We start from the raw sequence: 20853 nt of genomic DNA, 5'->3' as shown, positions 1-20853 counted from the left end.
CGGCCGTGGTGCCGGAGCGCCGTCCACCCCTCAACTCTCGGTCAGCTTCTCTTCAATATCCCGGCAGTACACCCCCAAGAAAGGACCGGTTCGATGTCTGAATCCGTTGCAAAGAAGTCCCTGCAGGACGTGCTGGATGCATCCGGCAACGTGGTCGACCACCTGCGTAACTCCCAGATCGGCGCCTACATCTACCCCGTTGTGGCCCCGGAGTTCTCCAACTGGCGCTCGGAGCAGCGCGCCTGGCGTGAGTCCGCCGTGCTGTTCGACCAGTCGCACCACATGGACAACCTGATCCTGCGCGGCCCGGATGCCATCAAGCTGATCTCGGACACCGCCATCAACTCCGTGGCCAAGTTCCCCGTGAACAAGGCCAAGCAGTACGTCCCGGTCACCCCGGCCGGCCACGTCATCGGCGACGGCATCCTGTTCCGCCAGGAAGAGGAGGAGTTCGTGTACGTGGGCCGCGCCCCCGTCACCAACTGGATGCTCTTCCAGGCCGAGCGCGGTGGCTACAAGAACCTCGAGATCGTCGAGGATCGCCGCTCCCCCTCACGCCCCATGGGCAAGCCGGTGCACCGCGAGTACTACCGCTTCCAGATCCAGGGCCCGCGCGCCTGGGAGATCATCGAGAAGCTGCACGGCGAGAAGCTGGAGCAGCTGGGCTTCTTCAACATGTCCTGGATGAACATCGACGGCACCCAGGTCCGCACCCTGCGCCACGGCATGTCCGGCGCTCCGGGCCTGGAGATCTGGGGCCCCTACGCCGACTACGACCGCATCCGCGAGGCCATCCTGGCCGCCGGTGCCGAGTTCGGCATGGTGCCCGTGGGCTCCCGCGCCTACCCGTCCAACACCCTGGAGTCCGGCTGGATCCCGTCCCCGCTGCCCGCCATCTACACCGGTGACGGCATGATGGCCGAGTACCGCGCGTGGCTGGGTGCTGATTCCTACGAGGCCAACAACGCCGTGGCCGGGTCCTTCGTCTCGGACAACATCGAGGACTACTACCTCAACCCGTGGGAGCTCGGCTACGGCAACTTCGTGAAGTTCGACCACGAGTTCATCGGCCGTGAGGCACTGGAGAAGCTCGATCCGGCTGCCCAGCGCAAGAAGGTCACCCTGGCCTGGGATCCGGAGGACATCAAGCGCATCCAGTCCTCGCTGTACGACACGGAGGGCACCCCCTTCAAGTACTTCGACCTGCCGCTGGCCAACTACGGCTCCTCCAACTACGACGCCGTGGTGGACGCCGACGGCAACGTGGTGGGCATGTCCATGTTCACCGGCTACTCCGCCAACGAGAAGCGCGCGCTGTCCCTGGCCACCATCAACGCCGACGTCCCCGAGGGCGCCGAGCTGAAGGTCGTCTGGGGCGAGCCGGACGGTGGCACGAAGAAGACCACCGTGGAGCCGCACGTCCAGACCGAGGTCTCGGCCACGGTCTCCCCGGTGCCGTTCTCCGCGGTCGCCCGCGAGTCCTACCAGGGCGGCTGGCGCACCGGCTACAAGGCCTGATCACCCGGTAGTCCCGTTCCGCGGCCACGGCCGGGGAACATCCTGAAGCACGACGTCGGCGCCCCACCTCCTCGAGGTGGGGCGCCGACGTCGTTGTGTTGGGTGAGGGTCTGTGGGCAGAGGGTGAGGGGCTGTGGGCAGAGGGTGAGGGGCGCAGGTGCATGCCTCTCAGGACTTTCACAGCCGTTTGGTCAATTCACAGCGGTGTTCCGGCATGAATAGACCGATCCGCGGTGAGAGTTGGTGGGCCCTCGGCCTTGGACTCGGTTCCGAGCCCGGGCGAGTTGTCCACAGTCGCGGCCAGCGTGGCTGATCGTCACCCGGGAGCCTGCTGAGATGTCCCCATGCCTCTTGACTCACATCCGACCCAGAGCCGTCCCACCACCTCGTCTCACGCTCGATCCGCCCTGCCCTTCACAGTGGACGAGCGGCAATCTGCTGCGGAGCTCTTGGCCTCGCCCGTGGGGGTGGGTGAGTTCCAGGGGCATCCGGTGGTCCGTGGGGCGGAGGGGACCTTGGAGGCCTGGTCCATCCACCTGATCCTGGCCGACCAGGAGGGTGGTCCGGGGACGTCGCCTCGGACCCTGGCCCGTGCGGCGAAACAGGGACGGCTCTTCCGCATTCGCGCGGGTGTCTATGCCGATCCGGCGAGTTGGAACGCGGCCTTCCCCCGGCAGCGACACCTGGCGTCGGCCTTCGCCTCAGCCGCAGCCCGCCGCGGGAATCCACCGGTATTCTGCCGTGAGACGGCGCTGCTGTTCCACGGGCTTGGGTTCTGGTCTGTGCCGAAGTCTCTCAGTTTCCGGGCCCGGAGTCTGGGTGACTCCGGCCACCGGGCGCCATTGAAGCCGAAGGGGATGAACTATGCGCCGTTCCAGGAAACCCGCCACCTCAAACCTCGGCCGTGGAACAGGCTGTCTCGACCGGTCGGCCCTGGCGCGCCGGCACTCCCGTGGGGCGCCGAGAAGCTCGTCCTCGCCGGGGTGTCCCTCTACGTGGAGCGCCTGGCTCTGGTCCTGGCCGATGTCATTCCCCGGATGGATCCGGTGGAGGCGGCGGTCATCCTGGACGCCGTCCTGAGCGGACGGCGCGCCGGGGCCGGTGTCCGCGAGAAGAATATGGCCGCGGCGTGGTCGAGGGAATCGATGGATGCTCTGCGGGGGCTGAGTGTCTCCGTCGCGTCGGCGGATCGTCTCCGAGTCAAGACGGGGTTCGCGAGACCCGAGACCGAGTCCGCCGGGGAATCGGCCAGCCGCGTGGTCATCCGGGATCTGGGCTTCGAGCTGCCAGAGCTCCAACACAGCGTCTACGACCAGCAGGGCCGGCGCATCGGGATCACAGACTTCTGGTGGAAGGAGCAACGTCTGACCGGGGAGTTCGACGGGCTGACGAAGTACCTGGGGCGGGCCAGCTACTCCGGCAAGTCAGCGGAGGAGGTCGTGACGGCCGAGAAGATCCGCGAGGACGCCATCCGAGCCCAGGGCAACGGCATGGTCCGGTGGCTGGCAAGCGATGTGCGCAATCCCGCGTCCCTGGAGGCCAAGCTGCGTCAGCATGGGGTGCCTTACGCATAGCGGACCTCCGGTGTCGGAGGCCCGGCCGACGTCAGCGGCCTCCGACTGACGCCTCTGGATCATCACAGCCGATTGGTCATTTCACCGTGGAACTTCACAGTGAAATGACCATTCCACTGTGAATCCTCCGGCGCAGGTCACGTGATGACCACGAGACCCTCCCTGGATCAGGTTTCCCCGTCCTCTTCTCCGTCTGCGTCCTCGCGGCCGTCGTAGTACATCCAGATGTCGTACACGATCCAGTGGCCGTCCTCCGTGTACCGGGCTCGGGCGCCCCATTGCTTCGTATCCGCGAAATGACGGTGCATGTCGTTGAGCACGAGACCGGCAGGCGTCCAGACGTGGTACTCCTCCTGGTCCACCGCAAAGGCGAACCGTGCGTCCGACTTCTGGCCGGACAGCGACACCTCAACCTCGGTGGGTTCACGGCCCGATCCACTGGACCAGTTTCCCTCCGTGTACACGTCTTGCCAGAACTCCGAGGTGTGGACGCACGAGCCGCAGCCGGAACCGGACATCTCCTCGAGCGGTGAGGCATCTCCTGTGAGCTCCAGGTAGCGGTGCGTCGTCCACCAGTGGTCCAGGGCTGCCCGAGCGCCCCTCTCGGACTTCTCCGTCACCGCCGCGGGGATCTCAGGCTCCGGGACGTTCCGCGCGGGTTCCTCCTGCGTGGCGGCGATGAATGTCGTTCCCGACGAGGAGGGGGAGGACGAAGCCGTCGGTGAGGACGTGACCGCTGACGTTGCCGGCGTGGATTCCGGAGACGAAGCAGAGCACGAGGCCGCTGCCAGGGTCAGAAGAAGACAAGTCAGGCCTTGCCCGAATGAACGGAAGGGTGCTCTGCGCGTCGCGTTCACTGCTTCTCCTTGACGGTGAACCCCTCGAGGGCGTGGACGTGGTCGCCGTACCAGTACTTGCCGTCGTAGACGACCCAGTGGCCGAGCTCCTCCTCGAAGTAGGTGAAGCCCAACTCGTAGCGGTCGATGCGCCAATCCGGCCCCTCTCCGGTGACATCCTCCACGACCTCTTCCAGTTCCTTGCGGGCCTCCTGCGTCCCGGGCGCATCCAGGTCGGCGCGCACTCCGTATTGCTCCTGGCCGACTCTCAGATCGACCCTGACAGCAGGGCTGTCCTCGAGGTGGTGGGTGCTGGGTTCCGACAGATCGAACGACGTGCCGAGGGTCCAGCCGCCGGCCTCATAGAGAGCGACCGTACCGGCCTCGAGGCCTCGGCAAGCGTCGCAGTCCGGGGCGATCTCCTGAGCCGGTCCATCATCTCCGGTGAGGGCGAGAGCTGTGATGAGACCAACAGCGGCTACGAGCGGGTGTGATCGGCCAGACGGCCAGACGGCCAGACGGCCTGATGCCCTGATCCATATCCCCTCCAGTCACCGGGGATCCCGGCGGTCCCCACTCTGACCCTAGAGAGGATCGGACAACGGCGACTTCGGTTATCCACAGGCAGTGTCCGAAGCCCCGTCCAAGCTCGGTCAGCGGTGCGCGGCCCCTTCTGCTGCCAGACGCCTCTGGATCTTCACAGCCGATCGGTCATTTCACCGCGGGATCCCACGGTGAAATGACCGATCGGCTGTGAACTCGTCAGGCCCCAGGCTCACCCCGTCGGGGCAGCACCCATCTGCGAGCCGATCATCCGGCCACCGCTGTTGAGCTGCAGGGCGCACTGCACCTGACGGTCGCCCTCGGACCAGGACCCCTCGGACGGCGTGTACATGGTGTAACCGAGCTCGGACTCCTCCGGCTCGGTTCCAGTGAAGGCGGCGAACTGCTCCCGGCACCCCGTATCCGCCAGTCCGTGGACCGCGTCCTCTCCCGGCCAGGACGGCTCGTCCAGCTGGAACAGCGCGTACATCTGGAGATCGTGGGCCACCTCGCACGGCACCACGGCCACCTCGTAGAGCCCGTCCTCGGCGGGACGGTCGAAGCACTGGCCGGGGGAGAGCTGGAAGATGCTCGTCGCGGAGGCACTCACCGCCGGGGTCGGCGAGGAGGTGCCCACCACTTCCTCATCCCCTCCCGGACCACCGCATCCGGTGAGGGCCAGGAGGAGGCCGAGGGCCGCCGTCGTGCCCCGGAGGACAGGGCCGGAGGGCGCGACGCCGACCGGCTGCGTGGTGCGCCGAGGCGGGCGGGGTGCGGGGCCGGGGTGGGGCAGGGGCATGCCCCTCACTCTAGGACTGGCCTGCACGTGCTTCTGCGCCGACGCTTCCGGTCCACCGGGATCCCAGACGCGCCACGCAGCAGTGAGGGCAGGACGCACCGCGGCGTCCTGCCCTCACTGAGATCAACCGGTGATCAGTGCTTGGCCTTGAACTGCTGGATCCACTCGGCCGTGGTCTTCATGCCACCGAAGGTGTAGAAGTGCAGCTTGACGTCGCCGTGGGCCTCGGTCAGGCCGGCGTCGAGGGCGTTGATCATCTTGTCCGGGCCGGCGGTGCCGAGCAGGTTGGTGATCGAGAAGCCGTACTTCTTGGCGATGCCGGCCGAGGTCGAGACGCCGAAGCGGGAGGCGAAGGTCAGCAGGCGCTTGATGCCGGCCGGGCCGGGGACACCGATGCGGATCGGCAGGTCGATGCCGCGGCGGCGGACCTCCTCGATCCAGGTGAAGACCGGGTCCACGTCGAAGCCGAACTGCGTCAGGATGGTGCCGTTCAGGCCCTGCTCCTTGAGCGAGGCGGCCTTGCCCTCGAGGGCCTCCCACAGCTGGGCCTCGGTGATGTCCGGGTGTCCCTCGGGGTAGCCGGCGATCGAGACGTCGGTGATGCCGTAGTCCTTGAGCAGGCCGGTGCGGATCATGTCCAGCGAGGAGCCGTAGGGGCCCATCGGCTCGGAGGGGTCGCCGCCCACGGCGAAGGCGTGCGTGGTGCCCACGGTGTCCCGCAGCGCGGTCAGGTACTCCTCGAGCTCGGCCTGCGAGGAGATGCGGCGGGCCGAGATGTGCGGCACCGGCGTGTATCCGAGTTCCTTGGCGGCGGTGGAGGCCTTGATGCGCATCCCGAGGTCCTCGTTGCCCAGGAACGTGACGTTGATGCGGGTGCCGGCCGGGATGAACGGGGCGGCCTCGCGCAGGTCGTTGATGTCCTTGTCCTTGCCGGTCATCTCCAGCGAGGGCTCGGTGATGACGGAGGGGCGTCCGGAAGCGGCGGGGGTCGTGTTCACAGTGGTCCTTCGGAAGGCGGGTGCCGGCGGGGTCCAGGGGCCCGACGCCGGCCGGGCTGGCTTGGCCGCTGCATGACCGGGCGCGGTGGTCCAGGTCACGCAGCGTTGAGCCGAGCCTAATATAACTATGGCCATAGGTATAGAGCCCCTGGGCGCAGAGTGACCGCGCCCCCACCGTTGTGACGTGGTTTCGTCATTCTGCGCCCGCCGGGATCGGGTGAGACGCGCGCGGAGCGCCGGGCGAGGCCGGTGCGGCGGGCCCCGGTCGGCGTCGTGCCCCTCGGTTCAGGAGCCGGGGCTGCGCGCGGCGTTGGGGGCCACCCACCCCATCCGGAACGAGATGAGCCGGAAGGCGAAGACGGCCAGCATCACCAGGGCCGCGGTCAACCAGTTGAAGGCGTCCAGTGTCCACAGCAGCGAGCTCAACCCCGCGCCGAACAGGGCGGGCACGGCGTAGAGGCCGTGTCGGTTGAAGATCTCCGGGACCTCGTTGGCCACCACATCCCGTAGTAGCCCGCCGACCACACCGGTGACCATGCCCAGCAGGATGGCCATGATGGGCTCGATCCCGGCCGCCAGCGCGGTGCGCGTGCCGGTGACGCAGAACAGGGCCAGCCCGGCGGCGTCGAAGACGAGCAGCGTGCGGCGCAGCCGGCCCTGCGTGACGAGCCGGAAGTACACCAGACCCGCGGCCAAGGCCGGCGGGATGAGGTACAGCGGGTTGGAAAAGGCGTAGGGGACGCCCTCGTCGATGATGAGGTCCCGCACCACGCCGCCGCCGAGCCCGGCCAGGAACGCCAGGAAGAGGGAGCCTATCAGGTCGAATTGCCGCCGGGCGGCCAGCAAAGACCCCGAGACCGCGAAGAAGAAGACGCCGAGCAGGTCCAGCACCAACAGCAGCGTCTCCAGGTACGCCGGTGTCTCACTGGCCTCGATCATCAGTGCTCCTTCTACGGTGGCTGCCGGGCCGCGGGGCACATAGTGACGCAGAGCCGTCACCACGGTGGGGGCGGCGTCACGGTGTGCCCGGTGGGTTGGGGGTCAGTACAGGCGCGCCAGCTCCTCGGCCAGGCCGATGTAGGAGGCGGGGGTGAGCGCCAGGAGGCGCGCCTCGGCGTCGGGCTCCAGGCCCAGGCCCAACACGAACTCGCGCATCCGCTCCCCGTCCACGCGGCGGCCGCGGGTGAGCTCCTTCAGACGCTCGTAGGGGTTGTCCATCCCCTCCACGCCGGCGATGGCCTGCTGGCGCATCACGGTCTGCACGGCCTCGCCCAGCACCTCCCAGTTGTGGTCCAGGTCCTCGGCCAGCATGGGCTCGGCGACCTTGAGCTGGGCCATGCCCTTCGTGACGTTGGACAGCGCGAGCACCGAGTGGCCCAGGGCGTTGCCGATATTCCGCTGGGAGGTGGAATCGGTGAGGTCGCGCTGCCAGCGGGACTCCACAAGGGTGGCTCCGAGCGAGTCCAACAGGGCGTTGGACAGTTCCAGGTTGGACTCGGCGTTCTCGAAGCGGATCGGGTTGACCTTGTGCGGCATGGTGGAGGAGCCGGTGGCGCCGGCCACCGGGATCTGCGCGAAGTAGCCGATCGAGATGTAGCTCCACACGTCCACGCAGAAACCGTGCAGGATGCGGTTGAACCGCGCGATATCCGCGTACAGCTCCGCCTGCCAGTCGTGGGACTCGATCTGGGTGGTCAGCGGATTCCAGCTCAGCCCCAGGTGCTCCACGAACGTGCGGGAGACATCCGGCCAGCTGGCGCTGGGGACGGCGGCCAGGTGCGCGGCGTAGGTGCCCGTGGCGCCGTTGATCTTGCCCAGGTACTCCTGCTGCTCCACGCGGCGTAGTTGGCGTTCGAGGCGGTACACGAACACCGCCATCTCCTTGCCCAGCGTGGTGGGGGTGGCCGGCTGGCCGTGGGTGCGGGAGAGCATGGGGGTGCCCGCCGCGGCGGTGGCCATCTCCCGGATGGTCCCGACGGCGGCCCGCCCGGCCGGCAGCCACACCTCAGCGATCGCGTCCCGCACGCCCACGGCGTAGCTCAGGTTGTTGATGTCCTCGGAGGTGCAGGCGAAGTGCACCAGCGGGGTGAGGTGTTCCAGGCCCAGCGCCGGCAGCCGGCGGCCGATGTAGTACTCCACGGCCTTGACATCGTGGACGGTCTCCTTCTCGATCGCACCCAGCTCGGCGACGCCCTCGGAGCCGAAGTCGGTGACGATGGCACGCAGCCCCGCCTCCTGCTCGGCCGTCAGCGGGGACAGTCCCGGCAGGACCTCGTGGTGGGCCAGGTGGATGAACCACTCGACCTCCACGTGCAGGCGGTTGCGGTTCAGCGCCGCCTCCGAGAGGTGATCCGTCAGCGGTGCCACCGCCGAGCGGTACCTGCCGTCGAGTGGGCCCAAGGGGATGCCGGCGTCGGCCAGGGACTGGCGGGCCGGCGTCGTGCCCCGGGTGGTGGGGGCACCGGATGGCTGGGAGCTGACGGGGGAGGCGGACTGCGGCGCGGAGGACTCAGGCATACCGCTCATTCTTCCACCACCGGGCTGTTCGCCGGGTTCTGTATCGGGAGCCGGTCATCAGTTGCGGGATCCGGTGGGGGTAGGGGTAGGGGTCCCACGTACCCCTACTGGATCCAGCGACTGATGGGGCGCGCCCTGCGTTTCGGGGCCGGGAGCCTCGGGTCGTGCAGGACCGACTGTTCGCCGCGGGCATCGGCGCCCGCCTGGTTGGCACCGCCTGGTCGTGGTGGCTGCAGAGCCGGCGGCCGCAGACCTACCGCGGCATCGGCGCCGGTGGTGAACTGGACTGAGATCCCGCGGCCGATCCGGCAGCTGGCCGCCTACGGCACCCGACAACACCCGAGACTCCCCGAAGACCTCCCGACGAAAGGAACACCATGACCACCGAGACCACCACCACCGACCTGACCACCGTGAAGGGCCTGATGGCCGCCATCGAGGCACCGGAGGGGCAGGGGGTGGAGATGATGGACCCGGCCACCGGCAAGCTCGTCGGTCGGGCCCCGCAGCGCGCGGAGGCGGACCTGGACGAGGCGGTGGCCACCGCGCGGGAGGCACAGCGCAGCTGGGCCGCACGGTCCCACGCCGAGCGCTCCGAGCTGTTGAACCGGGCCGCCGATGCGGTGGAGGACTCGGCGGAGGGGTTGGCCGCGGTGCTCTCCCGGGAGCAGGGCAAGCCGCTCAATGGCCCGAACGCGCGCTTCGAGGTCGGGGCCTGTGCGGGATGGCTGCGCGCCAACGCCGCGTTCGAGATCGAGCCGGAGGTCCTGGTGGACGATGAGTCCGGCAAGGCGGTCCTCGAGTACGTGCCCGTGGGCGTGGTCGGGGCGATCGGGCCGTGGAACTGGCCGATGATGATCTCGATCTGGCAGGTCGCCCCCTCCTTGCGGATGGGCAACACCGTGGTGCTCAAGCCCAGCGAGTACACCCCGTTGTCCGTGCTGGCCCTGGGCGCGGTGCTGAACCAGGTGCTCCCCGAGGGGGTGCTCCAGGTGCTGGCCGGCCCGGGTGAGCTCGGGGCGGCGCTGACCGCGCACCCGGGCGTGGACAAGCTGATGTTCACCGGCTCCACGAAGACCGGCCAGGCCATCATGCGCTCGGCGGCGGACACCCTGAAGCGCCTCACCCTGGAGCTCGGCGGCAACGACGCCGGGATCGTGCTGCCGGACGCGGATCCGGAGGCGATCGCCGAGGACCTGTTCTGGGGCGCGTTCATCAACACCGGCCAGACCTGTGCGGCGCTGAAGCGGCTCTATGTCCACGAGTCTCAGTACGAGGCGATGTGCCAGGCCCTGGTGAAGGTGGCGCAGCGGATGCCGATGGGCGTGGGACTGGAGGAGGAGAACGTGCTCGGCCCCCTGCAGAACCGGCAGCAGTATGACATCGTCGCCGGACTGGTGGAGGACGCCCGCAACGGCGGGGCGCGGATCCTGATGGGCGGGGATCCGGTGCAGGACCAGCCGGGCTACTTCTATCCCACGACCCTCGTGGCGGATATCGACAACGACAACCGGCTGGTGTCCCAGGAGCAGTTCGGGCCGGTGCTGCCGATCGTGAGGTACACCGACCTGGAGCAGGCCATCGCCTGGGCCAACGGCCTGGACGTCGGCTTGGGGTCCTCGGTATGGGGCACCGACCTGGAGGCGGCCCGCGCGGTGGCCGCGCGGCTGCAGGCCGGCACCACGTGGATCAACAAGCACGGTGCCGTGGACCCGCGGGTGCCGTTCGGCGGGGTGAAGAAGTCCGGCTACGGGCTGGAGTTCGGCGTCGAAGGCCTGAAGTCCGTGGCGTTGCCCAAGGTCACCAGCTGGTGAGGCGGCGGCCGGGCACCCGGCGTGCCCGGCCGCCGTCGGGCACAGGGTGACCTAAACCCGTCACCACGGTGGGGGCTGGGTCACTTTGCGCCTAGGAGGGGTGCCTACCGTTTGCGGTACAGGGCCTTGCGCTGGAAGCGGGGTTCCGAGGTGACCAGCGCGCCGAGGGACCGAAAGATGCCCTCGTCCACGGTGCCCAGGATCGTGGTGGTGTGCACGTCGCAGCCGTTCAGGTTCTGCAGCTCGTCCAGCGCCCGCCGTGCGTTCTCGTCCGAGGCCGCGGAGACCGAGAGGGCGATCAACACCTCGTCGGTGTGCAGCCGTGGGTTCTTCGAGCCCAGGTGCTGGGTCTTCAGGGTCTGGATCGGCTCGATCGCGGCGGGGGAGAGCAGGTGCGTCTCGTCCTCGATGCCGGCCAGGACCTTGAGCGCGTTGAGCAGCATCGCGGCGGAGCAACCCAGCAGATCGGAGGTCTTGCCGGTGACGATGCTTCCGTCCGCCAGCTCGATCGCAGAGCCCGGCTCCCCGGTGCGCTCCTCCACGGCCAGGGCGGGGGCGACGACGGCCCGGTCACCCGGGGTGCAGCCGGCTCGGGACATGATCATCGCCACGCGCTCGGAGACATCCGCCTCGGCGTCGTTGATCCGCTCGTCCACGAGGGCCTTGTAGTAGCGGCGCACGATCTCCTGGCGGGCGGCCTGACGGCAGATGCCGTCATCCACCATGCAGCTGCCGGCCAGGTTGACGCCCATGTCCGTGGGGGAGCGGTAGGGGGAGGACCCGGTGAGCTGCTCCAGCAGGGCCGTGAGCAGGGGGAAGACCTCCACGTCCCGGTTGTAGCTGGTGACCTGCTCGCCGTAGGCGGCCAGGTGGAACGGGTCGATCAGGTTGATGTCATCCAGGTCCGCGGTCGCCGCCTCGTAGGCGAGGTTCACGGGGTGGTCCAGGGGCAGGTTCCAGAGGGGGAACGTCTCGAACTTGGCGTAGCCGGACGCGATGCCGCGGGCGTGATCGTGGTACACCTGCGAGAGGCAGGTGGCCAGCTTGCCGGAGCCCGGCCCCGGGGCGGTGACGACCACGACGTCCCGGGTGGTCTCGGCATACTCGTTCAGCCCGAAACCCTCCTCCGAGACGATCCTGCGGGTGTCCTGCGGGTAACCGGGGATCACGCGGTGGCGGGCCACCGTCAGGCCCAGACGCTCCAGGCGCTCGGCGAAGGCCAGCGCCACCTGGTTGGAGTCCTCGAGTTGGGTCAGCACCACGTGCTGCACCAGGAAACCGCGCTCGCGGAACACATCCACGAGGCGCAGTACGTCCTCCTCGTAGGGGATGCCGAGGTCCGCGCGGACCTTCTGCCGTTCCAGGTCCTTGGCGTTGAGGCAGATCAGGATCTCAAGCTCGTCCTTGATCTGCTCGAGCATGGCGATCTTGTTGTCCGGCGTGAACCCCGGCAGCACGCGGGAGGCGTGGTGGTCGTCGAAGAGCTTGCCGCCCATCTCCAGGTACAGCTTGCCGCCGATCTGCTGGCGGCGCTCCTCGATGTGGCGTGACTGCAGCTCGACGTAGCGGTCGCGGTCGAATCCCACGGGACGGTGCGGGCCGTCCCGGTGACCGGCCGGCCCGGAAGCCGGTGAGGTGGGGGGCGGCGCAGGGCTGGAAGACGAGACGGTCACGCCGCCACGCTAGCACCGGCAGGCTCGGCCGCGCCGCCGTCCCGCGGTATCCGGTGGCTATCCCGCCCGCGGCCGGTCGATGGCCAGCACCTCACCCAGGGTGCCCCACTCGTTCCGCCCCAGACGGGTCAGAGGGTCCAGTTTCTCCGCCAGCGGCAGGGTCCGGCCACGGGCATCCGTGCTCAGCGTGTCCGTGTCCACCGCCACGTGGACCACCCGCCCGAGCACCATGAAGTTCCCGCCGACGGGCAGGATGCTCTCCAGCACGCATTCCATCACTGCGGGGGAGCCGGCCACCCGGGGAGGGGCGACGGCGGCCGAGGGCTCGCCCTCGATCCCGGCGGCTCCGAACTCGCTCACCTCGGAGTCATAGGGCGCCGAGGTCTGGTTGGCCGCCTCGAACTGTGGCCGCGAGACCAGCGAGACCGTGAACTGGCCGGTGGCCTCGACGTTGCGGAGGGTGTCCTTGCGCGTGGTCGAGGAGAACATCACGATCGGTGGCTCCTCGGAGACCATCGTGAAGAACGAGTGCGGAGCCAGGTTCGCGGTGCCGTCGGCGTCCACCGTCCCGACCCAGGCGATCGGCCGTGGGATGAGGATCGACTTCACGAGCAGGGTGGTCTCCCGGTCGCCGAGGGCGGCGGGATCGAACTCGGTGCGCTGAGGGCTCGGGGTGCTCGGGGTGCTCATGGGCACAGTCTTCCAGCGCCGCGGCCGTTCCTCCACAGCGAACCGAATGCTCTGGGCTTATCCCCACTAGCCCCTGACGTCCGCCCACGGGGGACACGGCGTTCCCTAGCGTGGTTTCGGACGGAGCGTGGCTGCACGGGGAGGACGGGAATGACGATACCGATCAGTGGGTTGCAGGTGTGTGCGGTGGCTGAGACCGCTGCGCACCTGATGGCCGGGGATGAACAGCTGCTCCGCGTGCTGGAGGCGGCCGTGGTGCAACTCCACCAGGTGGTCGAGGAACTGCGGCTGGTGGGTTCCGGGACCCGGGGCGTGGCCGAGTCGGTCCATTCACTGACGGCCATGGACTGGCGCTCGCCGGCGGGTGAGGCCTTGGTGGAGCGGAGCCAACGCCTGCGGGTGCGGGCGGCAGACCTGGCGGAGGTGGCCGAGGAGTCCGCCGCCCTGGCCCGGGTCTCGATCGGCGAGTTGCACCAGCAGATCGCCCGTCTCCGGGAGACGCTCCAGGCGGTCAAGGCGGTGGCCACCGCCGCCACGCTGGGGGTGTGCTGAGATGGCCGGAACCGTACCCGTGCCTGCCGGCGTGGGGCGTCCCGGGCTGCTGGACGGCCTCGAGGTCCCGGGCCGGTACGCATCGCCCGGGGAGCCGCCGTCGTTCTCGGTCCGCGGCGGGCCGGGGTCCATCCATGCCAACCTGGACGAGCTTGAGCGGGGCAGCCTGCTCCTGGTGGGTGCCACGGACGAGGCCTCGGCCCTGTCCCTCCGCGCCGCCGGCTGGGGATCCCTGATGTCTGTCGCTGCGGCCCACACCGGCCCGGGGCGGGTTCTCACCGGCCGGACTGCCGAGCTGTCCGCCGGATTGATGGCCATCAGCGCCGAGGCCGCCATGCTCGCCGTGGCGGTGCGGACCGCGGCCCGAACGTACCGAGAGGCGGAGGCAGCGGCCCAGCGGCGCATGGAAGAGCTGCTGGGCGGCGTGGCTTTCGTCGGCGCCCTGGGGCTGGGTCTGAGCGGCCAGCCGCTGCCACTCCCCCTCACGGAGCTGGCCATCCAGGCCGCCCCGGAGGTGCTGGCCGGGGTCCTCGGGATGATGGTCCCAGGCCTCGGACGGGGGTTCCTGATTGCCTCGGAGGTGACCGGCCGGGTTGCCCGGGACGAGGGTGCCACGGGCGCCCTGTCCGGACCGGAACAGCTCTATCCCCTGGTCACGGTGCTGGGCAGGGCTGCCGGCTTGGTGCAGATCGGTCCAGTGCGTCTCAAGGGGACGCTGCCGCCTGCCGACCAGTGGGAGGAGACGTGGACGCCCGAGGGCGAGGGGAGTATCTCCAACGTCATGTCCCACCTGGACCTGGCCCGTGGAGCCGCCCCCGGGTCCATCCAGATCACGAAGTTCACTCCGGACGGTCCGGGGACACCCGAGACGGTGTGGCTCGTCTCCCTCCCGGGGACCCAGACCGGGGACTACCGTGACGCGAGCGGCTGGTCGACCAACCCCTGGGACGTAGGAGGCAACGCTGAGGCGATGGCACTGGACTCCCAGCACGTGTCCGCCGCCGTGGGTGCGGCCCTCCGGGCGGCGGGGGCGGGACAGGACGATGCCCTGGTGCTGACCGGATACAGCCAGGGGGGCCTCCACGCCGCGCGGATCGCCGCCGATGAACGGATCGCCGCGACCTACGACGTGCAAGGCCTGTTCACCATCGGCTCACCGACCGGTGGGATCAGGGTGCCGGCCAGCGTCGAGGCGGCACATCTGGAGCATGACGAGGACTTTCCCGCCGCCCTGGACGGACGGGCCAATCCGCAGGCTGCGAACCGGGCCACCATCACCGTGAGCGGCTACGACGAATCCCTGTACCCCGAGGGGAAGGACCTGATGTCCGGTCATGCCTTCGAGAACTACGGGTTCCACGCGGCCCTGCTGGACCAGGACCCGGACGTGGCACGGCAGGCCCCGGCCCTCGAGCACATCGCGGCGCTGACGGCCGGCGGCGGGGTGACCCGGAGTGTGCAGTTCGAGCGGATCCGCCCCGGCAACCCCCGTCACCCGCTCGGTGCTGGATCGAGTAGTTCCTTTCTCACGCACCCGAACGGACGTCGTACCGAGACCGGGGTGCGGCCCGGGGTGATGCACGGTGCCAAGACCCCATGAGGTCCGCCGTGCATCCGGCGACCTCCTGGGGCTCAGTCCCTGCTGGCGCGGTTCAGGCCGAACACGCCGTTGGCGAGCATCGAGACCACCGAGACGATGACGGCCGCGAAGACCGCCGTCCACCAGAAGGCATTCACGGTCAGCTGCATCGGCAGGTAGGAGGTCAGCCACACGGTCAGCATGAGCATGCCGGCGTTGATGATGACGGTGAACAGGCCCAGCGTCAGGCAGGTCAGCGGCAGGGCCAGCAGCGAGATGATCGGCTTGACCACCGCGTTGACCGCGCCGAACACGAGCCCGATGACCAGGAAGGCGATCACGGCGTTCAGCGTGGGGTCGCCCGTGTCCGCGACCGTGCCGGAGGGGATGACGTCCATGCCGGGCAGGATCAGGGTGGCCACCCAGAGGGCCAGCCCGTTGACGATGACGCGGAGCAGGAATTTGACCATGGTCCATGCTCCCACGCTGGCCCCGTTCCGGCTGCCGGGCCTGACCCGAGCAGGGACCAGCGGGGTTAGGCTGGTGAGTCATGAACGAGCCGCACCCCATCCGTCCCCGTCCGGTCCTCGCCCAGCTCCCGGCCTACGCCGCGGGCCAGCCTGCGGCGGCGGTGGAAGGCCTCGTCTCCTACAAGCTCTCCTCCAACGAGAACCCCTACGGGCCGGTCCCCGCGGTGCGTGCAGCCCTCGCCGAGTTCACGGACTTCTGCCGCTACCCGGACCCGCTGTCCACCGCCCTACGGGAACGGCTCGGACAGCATCTGGACGTCTCGCCGCAGGACATCGTCACCGGGGCCGGCTCGCTCGGGGCGCTGACCCAGATCATCACCACCTTCGCCGGCACCGGCCCGGACGGCACTGCCGACGAGGTCATCTACGCGTGGCGCTCCTTCGAGGCCTACCCGATCATCGTGCGCGCGTCCGGGGCCCGGGACATCCAGGTCCCCCTCACCGCGGACTTCCGCCACGACCTGGACGCCATGGCCGCGGCCATCACCGAACGCACCCGCGTGATCATCCTCTGCACGCCCAACAACCCGACCGGCCCGGCCCTGACCGGGGCGCAGGTGGAGGCCTTCCTGACCCGGGTCCCGCAGGACGTCCTGGTGGTCCTGGACGAGGCCTACACGGAGTTCATCACCCAGCCGGACGCCGTCGACGCCCTGACGGTGTACCGCCGGCATGACAACGTGGTGGTGCTACGCACCTTCTCCAAGGCCCACGGCCTGGCCAACCTGCGCGTGGGCTACTCCGTCTCGCATCCTCACATCACCCAGTACCTGCGCGTGCTGGCCACCCCGTTCGCCGTGTCCTCCGTGGCCGAGCAGGCCGCAATCGCCTCCCTGGACCACCTGGACGAGGTCACCGAGCGGGTGGGGCGGATCGTGGCCGAGCGCGAACGGGTCATGGCCGGACTGCGGCAACTGGGCTGGGACGTGCCGGACTCGCAGGGCAACCTCGTCTGGCTGCCCCTCGGGGAGCGCACGCCCGAGTTCGTGGAAGCCGCCTCCCGTCAGGCACTCGCCGTGCGCGGCTTCGGCACGGAGGGCGTCCGCGTGACCATCGGCGAGGTGGAGGCCAACACCCGCTTCCTGCAGCTCTGCGCCGACTTCCCGCCGAGCCCCTGACCGTCCGGTGTCCACAAGAGTCCGTCGGCGATCGGCCGGGTGACCGGGCCGACGTCGTGAAACGCCCGAGGAGGGGCCGTCGCGACTAGTCTGGATCCGGACCGTCGCCAGATGCGCCGGGAGAGAAGGAGTTCCACGTGAGTGAACCGCAGCCGCCGAGCCAGGCGACCATGCTGCCGGCCGGAGCCGTCCAACTGCTGGATGCCGAGGGCACCCTGCACCAGGACGCACGGTTCACGCCCTATCTGGCTGGCCTCGACCAGGCCGCCCTGCAGCGGATGTACCGGCTGATGGCCACCGAGCGCCGCCTCGACGCCGAGGGCACCTCCCTCCAGCGCCAGGGACAGCTCGCGCTGTGGGTCCCCGCGATCGGGCAGGAGGCCGCTCAGGCCGGTGCCCTGGCCGCCCTGCGGGAGGACGACTGGATCTTCCCGACCTACCGCGAACACCTCTTCGCCCTCGGCCGCGGTGTCAGCCCCCGCCAGCTGTTCGAGCTGTTCCGCGGTGTCTCCCACGCCGGTTGGACCGCTGAGGACCACCGCGTCCAGCCCTACACGCTCGTGCTCGCTGCCCAGACCCTGCACGCCACCGGTTATGCCTGGGGCATCCAGCGGGACCAGGCCGGCTGGGACGCGGAGCGCGTGCGCCGCGAGGGCCAGATCGCGCTGGCCTGCTACGGGGACGGCGCCTCCTCTGAGGGCGACGTCCACGAGTCCATGGTGTTCGCGGCCAGCTACGACCTGCCCGTGGTGTTCTTCTGCCAGAACAACCAGTGGGCCATCTCGGTGCCCGCCACCACCCAGACACGCGTCCCCCTCGCCCAGCGCGCCGCGGGCTACGGCTTCCAGGGCGTCACCGCGGATGGCAACGATCCCCTGGCCATGTACGCCGTGACCGCCTGGGCCGCCGAACAGGCGCGCACCGGGGCCGGGCCGGTCCTGGTGGAGGCCCACACCTTCCGGGTGGGGGCGCACACCACCGCCGATGATCCCACCAAGTACCGGACGCGGGAGGTGGAGACGGACTGGGCCCGGGTGGACCCCCTGGTGCGTCTGGAGGCGTACCTGCGTTCCAGCGGCGCCGCCGGTGAGGACCCGGACGCATTCTTCGCGGCGGTGGCCGCCGAGGGCGAGGAACTGGCCGCCGCCTCCCGTGAGGACGTCCTGTCCATGACGGCGGAGAACGGCATGAGCCTGGACGAGGTCTTCGACACCGTCTACGCCGAGCCGCACCCGCTGGTGGCCGAGGAGAAGGCCTGGCATCACGCCTGGCAGGCCGGCTTCGCCGATGTCCCCGACGCCGGCCCGGCCGGTACCGCAGACCGGTCCGGTTCCGCTGACCAGGGAGGCCGCGCGTGAGCACCGAGACCCTGACCATCGCCAAGGCCGTCAACCGGGCCCTGGCGGACGAGCTCGCGCAGGACGAGAAGGTCCTGCTGATGGGTGAGGACATCGGCTCGCTCGGTGGTGTCTACCGCGTGACCGAGGGACTCAAGGCCACCTACGGCGCCGGCCGCGTGGTGGACTCCCCGCTGGCCGAGTCCGGCATCATCGGCACCTCGATCGGCCTGGCGCTGCGCGGCTACCGCCCCGTGGCCGAGATCCAGTTCGACGGCTTCGTCTTCCCCGGCTTCAACCAGATCACCACGCAGCTGGCCAAGCTGCGCGCCCGTACCCGCGGAACCGCCACCGTCCCCGTGACCATCCGCATCCCCTACGGCGGCGGCATCGGCTCGATCGAGCACCACTCGGAGTCCCCCGAGGCACTGTTCGCGCACACCCCGGGGCTGCGGATCATCACGCCGTCCAACGCCCAGGACGCGTACTGGATGACGCGTCAGGGCATCCAGTCGGCGGATCCGGTCATCATCTTCGAGCCCAAACGCCGCTATTGGCTCAAGGGTGAGGTGCAGACGGGCGAGGGCGGCCACGGCGGGCTCGGCGCCTTCCAGGCCCAGGTGGTGCGCGCCGGCACGGACGCCACCGTGGTGGCCTACGGCCCGCTCGTCCCGGTGGCACTGGCCGCCGCGAACGCCGCCGCCGAGGACGGCCGCTCGATCGAGGTCGTGGACCTGCGCTCGCTCTCGCCCATCGACTTCGACACCCTGCAGGGATCGCTGGAGAAGACCGGGCGCATGGTCATCGCCCATGAGGCACCGACCTTCGGCGGGCTCGGCGGGGAGGTCGCGGCCCGACTATCGGAGCGGTCCTTCCTGCATCTCGAGGCCCCCATCATCCGGGTGGGCGGCTTCCACCTGCCCTATCCTCCGTCCCAGGTGGAGGAGCAGTACCTGCCGGACCTGGACCGGATCCTGGACGCCGTGGACCGCACTTTCGCGTACTGACGGCCTACTGAACCGCGTATCAACCGCCTACTGAACGCCTACTGAACGCCTACTGACTGCCGGGAGGCACGCCATGGAGATCTTCACCCTGCCGGACGTCGGCGAGGGCCTGACCGAGGCCGAAATCACCGAATGGAAGGTGGCGGTCGGGGACACGGTGGCCGTCAACGATGTCCTCTGCGAGATCGAGACCGCCAAGTCCCTCGTCGAGCTGCCCAGCCCCTACGCCGGCACCGTCGCCGAGCTGATGGCCCCCACCGGGGAGACCATCGAGGTGGGTGCCCCCATCATCGGCATCGCCACGGCCGCCTCACCGGGATCCTCAAGCGTCCCGCACCACAGCGATCCTGCCGAACCATCCTCATTATCGGCAGGACGCGGCACGATGGGTGTGGCGGGAGCTGCCGTGGACGCCGGATACACCCTGCCGGAGGCGGCCGGGGACACCGCCGAGCACGGAGTCGGCGAGGAAGCACCCGTCCCGGCGGACGGAGGGGACCCCGCTGGCGGCTCCGCTGAGGCGGCAGGCTCCGACAACTCCGGTGCCGCACTGACCGGTTCCGGGCCGAAGGCCGATGCGGCCACGCGCCGCCCCCGCAAGCCCTCGTCCGCACCAGCTGGCCAGGCTGGACCGGCGGCCTCGAAGCCGCCGGCGCCCTCCGGCCAGGCCGCAGTGGCGCCCTCGTGGAGCCCGCGACTGCGGGAAGAGTCTGCCGCTCTGCCCGCCGCCACCCTCCCCGCCGCCAGCCTGCCCGCCTCCGCTCAGCCCCCCGCCCCGGCCGCAGCCCAGCCCACCGCCGCGGCGACGCGCGGGCTGAAGCTGCCGGCCGCCGTCGGGCAGCTGATGGCCGCCGGACGCGAACGCCAGACCGAGGTGGCGGGACTGTTCGAGCGCGTCCTGGCCAAACCGCCGGTGCGGCGGATCGCCAAGGAGCTCGGCGTGGACCTGACCCAGGTGCGCGCCACCGGCCAGTTCGGCGAGGTGACGCGGACGGACGTGGAGAACTACCTGGCCGAACGCGAGACGAACATCGACACCTCGGCCTCGTTCTGGATGCCGGACGGCGGGGACAACGAGTCGCGGACCGAACGGATCCGGGTCAAGGGCGTGCGCAAGGCGACGGCCGCCGCGGTCTCCGATTCCTACCGGGACGCCCCGCACGTCTCGATCTTCGTGGACGTGGATGCCAGCCGGACCATGGAGTTCGTGAAGCGGCTGAAGACCTCACGCGAGTTCGAGGGCGTCAAGGTCACACCGTTGCTCATCCTGGCCAAGGCCGTCATCTGGGCGGCGGCGCGCAACCCGCATGTCAACGCCACCTGGACGGACGATGAGATCCTGGTCAAGCACTACATGAACCTCGGGATCGCGGCCGCCACCCCGCGCGGGCTGCTGGTGCCGAACGTCAAGAACGCCAACGAGCTCTCCCTGCGGCAGCTGGCCGAAGCCCTCGGCACCCTGGCGAGGCGGGCGAAGGACGGCAAGACGCAGCCGTCGGAGATGGCGGACGGCACCATCTCCATCACGAACATCGGGGCCCTCGGGATCGACACGGGCACGCCGATCATCAACCGAGGGGAGGTGGCGATCGTGGCCTTCGGGACCATCCGGCAGAAGCCGTGGGTGGTCTCCGGGGAGGTCATCCCGCGCTGGATCACCACCCTGGGCGGCTCCTTCGACCACCGCGTGGTGGACGGGGACCTCTCCGCCCGCTTCATGGCGGACGTCGCGGCGATCATGGAGGAGCCGGCGCTGCTGCTCGAGTAG

Annotated in this window: 21 protein-coding genes; 11 read left to right on the top strand and 10 right to left on the bottom strand. The window is 69.6% G+C overall.

The features are described from left to right. The first annotated feature begins 93 nt into the window (after window positions 1–93). Complete coding sequence (ligM, locus tag ACSU1G_RS06325) at window positions 94–1518, top strand: vanillate/3-O-methylgallate O-demethylase (RefSeq protein ID WP_439279069.1); 1425 nt, start codon at window positions 94–96, stop codon at window positions 1516–1518. Window positions 1519–1862: 344 nt separating this feature from the next. Further along, window positions 1863–3092, top strand: a complete 1230-nt coding sequence (locus ACSU1G_RS06320) for a hypothetical protein (protein ID WP_439279068.1) — start codon at window positions 1863–1865, stop codon at window positions 3090–3092. A 167-nt stretch (window positions 3093–3259) separates the two neighbouring features. Here the strand turns inward: ACSU1G_RS06320 and ACSU1G_RS06315 are convergent, their stop codons facing one another. From ACSU1G_RS06315 to ACSU1G_RS06305, 3 genes are read right to left on the bottom strand one after another with little or no spacing between them, the layout of a single operon-like run. Further along, window positions 3260–3724 (bottom strand): DUF6318 family protein, encoded by a 465-nt coding sequence (locus ACSU1G_RS06315; protein ID WP_439279409.1) that lies wholly within the window; start codon window positions 3722–3724, stop codon window positions 3260–3262. Between the two features lies 1 nt (window position 3725). Next, on the bottom strand, window positions 3726–3899 hold the full coding sequence (locus ACSU1G_RS06310) for a hypothetical protein (RefSeq protein WP_439279423.1): 174 nt from the start codon (window positions 3897–3899) through the stop codon (window positions 3726–3728). 46 nt (window positions 3900–3945) lie between these two features. Next, window positions 3946–4173, bottom strand: a complete 228-nt coding sequence (locus ACSU1G_RS06305) for a hypothetical protein (protein WP_439279067.1) — start codon at window positions 4171–4173, stop codon at window positions 3946–3948. Window positions 4174–4233: 60 nt separating this feature from the next. On the opposite strand from ACSU1G_RS06305, the gene ACSU1G_RS06300 reads away from it, so the two are divergent. Next, window positions 4234–4422: a hypothetical protein gene (locus tag ACSU1G_RS06300; protein ID WP_439279066.1), complete on the top strand. Its 189-nt coding sequence runs from the start codon at window positions 4234–4236 to the stop codon at window positions 4420–4422. A gap of 281 nt (window positions 4423–4703) precedes the next feature. Here the strand turns inward: ACSU1G_RS06300 and ACSU1G_RS06295 are convergent, their stop codons facing one another. The 4 genes from ACSU1G_RS06295 to purB form a co-directional block, all read right to left on the bottom strand. Beyond that, entirely contained in the window at window positions 4704–5270 is a 567-nt protein-coding gene (locus ACSU1G_RS06295; protein WP_439279065.1) for a septum formation family protein, read from the bottom strand. Between the two features lie 134 nt (window positions 5271–5404). Continuing rightward, window positions 5405–6268, bottom strand: a complete 864-nt coding sequence (locus ACSU1G_RS06290; RefSeq protein WP_439279064.1) for a methylenetetrahydrofolate reductase — start codon at window positions 6266–6268, stop codon at window positions 5405–5407. A gap of 285 nt (window positions 6269–6553) precedes the next feature. Next, window positions 6554–7207: a trimeric intracellular cation channel family protein gene (locus tag ACSU1G_RS06285; RefSeq protein ID WP_439279063.1), complete on the bottom strand. Its 654-nt coding sequence runs from the start codon at window positions 7205–7207 to the stop codon at window positions 6554–6556. A 102-nt stretch (window positions 7208–7309) separates the two neighbouring features. Then, window positions 7310–8785, bottom strand: coding sequence for an adenylosuccinate lyase (gene purB, locus ACSU1G_RS06280; protein ID WP_439279062.1), 1476 nt, complete (start codon window positions 8783–8785; stop codon window positions 7310–7312). Between the two features lie 164 nt (window positions 8786–8949). Between purB and ACSU1G_RS06275 the strand changes: the two genes are divergently transcribed. Then, window positions 8950–9075, top strand: a complete 126-nt coding sequence (locus tag ACSU1G_RS06275) for a hypothetical protein (RefSeq protein WP_439279061.1) — start codon at window positions 8950–8952, stop codon at window positions 9073–9075. Window positions 9076–9162: 87 nt separating this feature from the next. Continuing rightward, the gene (locus ACSU1G_RS06270; protein ID WP_439279060.1) at window positions 9163–10599 is read left to right on the top strand and encodes an aldehyde dehydrogenase family protein; all 1437 of its coding nucleotides are present in this window, start codon (window positions 9163–9165) and stop codon (window positions 10597–10599) included. A 104-nt stretch (window positions 10600–10703) separates the two neighbouring features. Here ACSU1G_RS06270 and ACSU1G_RS06265 read toward each other — a convergent pair whose 3' ends face one another. Then, window positions 10704–12272, bottom strand: a complete 1569-nt coding sequence (locus ACSU1G_RS06265; RefSeq protein WP_439279059.1) for a DUF1846 domain-containing protein — start codon at window positions 12270–12272, stop codon at window positions 10704–10706. 57 nt (window positions 12273–12329) lie between these two features. Further along, window positions 12330–12962 (bottom strand): flavin reductase family protein, encoded by a 633-nt coding sequence (locus ACSU1G_RS06260; RefSeq protein WP_439279058.1) that lies wholly within the window; start codon window positions 12960–12962, stop codon window positions 12330–12332. Between the two features lie 186 nt (window positions 12963–13148). Here ACSU1G_RS06260 and ACSU1G_RS06255 point away from each other — a divergent pair, with 186 nt between their 5' ends. Next, entirely contained in the window at window positions 13149–13514 is a 366-nt protein-coding gene (locus tag ACSU1G_RS06255) for a hypothetical protein (RefSeq protein ID WP_439279057.1), read from the top strand. Between the two features lies 1 nt (window position 13515). Beyond that, window positions 13516–15114 (top strand): hypothetical protein, encoded by a 1599-nt coding sequence (locus ACSU1G_RS06250; RefSeq protein ID WP_439279056.1) that lies wholly within the window; start codon window positions 13516–13518, stop codon window positions 15112–15114. Between the two features lie 32 nt (window positions 15115–15146). On the opposite strand, the gene ACSU1G_RS06245 is transcribed toward ACSU1G_RS06250, so the two are convergent. Further along, window positions 15147–15563: a phage holin family protein gene (locus ACSU1G_RS06245; protein WP_439279055.1), complete on the bottom strand. Its 417-nt coding sequence runs from the start codon at window positions 15561–15563 to the stop codon at window positions 15147–15149. Window positions 15564–15643: 80 nt separating this feature from the next. Between ACSU1G_RS06245 and hisC the strand changes: the two genes are divergently transcribed. From hisC to ACSU1G_RS06225, 4 genes are all read left to right on the top strand, one after another. Further along, window positions 15644–16741 (top strand): histidinol-phosphate transaminase, encoded by a 1098-nt coding sequence (hisC, locus tag ACSU1G_RS06240; protein ID WP_439279054.1) that lies wholly within the window; start codon window positions 15644–15646, stop codon window positions 16739–16741. A gap of 137 nt (window positions 16742–16878) precedes the next feature. Next, window positions 16879–18099, top strand: coding sequence for a thiamine pyrophosphate-dependent enzyme (locus tag ACSU1G_RS06235; protein ID WP_439279053.1), 1221 nt, complete (start codon window positions 16879–16881; stop codon window positions 18097–18099). Continuing rightward, window positions 18096–19085: an alpha-ketoacid dehydrogenase subunit beta gene (locus tag ACSU1G_RS06230; protein ID WP_439279052.1), complete on the top strand. Its 990-nt coding sequence runs from the start codon at window positions 18096–18098 to the stop codon at window positions 19083–19085. The genes ACSU1G_RS06235 and ACSU1G_RS06230 overlap by 4 nt, the downstream gene beginning before the upstream one ends. A 73-nt stretch (window positions 19086–19158) precedes the next feature. Then, window positions 19159–20853 (top strand): dihydrolipoamide acetyltransferase family protein, encoded by a 1695-nt coding sequence (locus tag ACSU1G_RS06225; RefSeq protein ID WP_439279051.1) that lies wholly within the window; start codon window positions 19159–19161, stop codon window positions 20851–20853.

The sequence above is a fragment of the Microbacterium sp. A93 genome (genome assembly GCF_051842835.1).
This window is presented reverse-complemented; position numbering and strand designations above follow the sequence as displayed.

What these genes read in the sequence shown, in the direction of transcription:
- ligM (WP_439279069.1), top strand. Translation starts at nt 94, where the DNA reads ATGTCTGAATCCGTTGCAAAGAAGTCCCTGCAGGACGTGCTGGATGCA.
- ACSU1G_RS06320 (WP_439279068.1), top strand. Translation starts at nt 1,863, where the DNA reads ATGCCTCTTGACTCACATCCGACCCAGAGCCGTCCCACCACCTCGTCT.
- ACSU1G_RS06295 (WP_439279065.1), bottom strand. Translation starts at nt 5,270, where the DNA reads ATGCCCCTGCCCCACCCCGGCCCCGCACCCCGCCCGCCTCGGCGCACC.
- ACSU1G_RS06285 (WP_439279063.1), bottom strand. Translation starts at nt 7,207, where the DNA reads ATGATCGAGGCCAGTGAGACACCGGCGTACCTGGAGACGCTGCTGTTG.
- purB (WP_439279062.1), bottom strand. Translation starts at nt 8,785, where the DNA reads ATGCCTGAGTCCTCCGCGCCGCAGTCCGCCTCCCCCGTCAGCTCCCAG.
- ACSU1G_RS06270 (WP_439279060.1), top strand. Translation starts at nt 9,163, where the DNA reads ATGACCACCGAGACCACCACCACCGACCTGACCACCGTGAAGGGCCTG.
- ACSU1G_RS06260 (WP_439279058.1), bottom strand. Translation starts at nt 12,962, where the DNA reads ATGAGCACCCCGAGCACCCCGAGCCCTCAGCGCACCGAGTTCGATCCC.
- ACSU1G_RS06250 (WP_439279056.1), top strand. Translation starts at nt 13,516, where the DNA reads ATGGCCGGAACCGTACCCGTGCCTGCCGGCGTGGGGCGTCCCGGGCTG.
- ACSU1G_RS06245 (WP_439279055.1), bottom strand. Translation starts at nt 15,563, where the DNA reads ATGGTCAAATTCCTGCTCCGCGTCATCGTCAACGGGCTGGCCCTCTGG.
- hisC (WP_439279054.1), top strand. Translation starts at nt 15,644, where the DNA reads ATGAACGAGCCGCACCCCATCCGTCCCCGTCCGGTCCTCGCCCAGCTC.
- ACSU1G_RS06225 (WP_439279051.1), top strand. Translation starts at nt 19,159, where the DNA reads ATGGAGATCTTCACCCTGCCGGACGTCGGCGAGGGCCTGACCGAGGCC.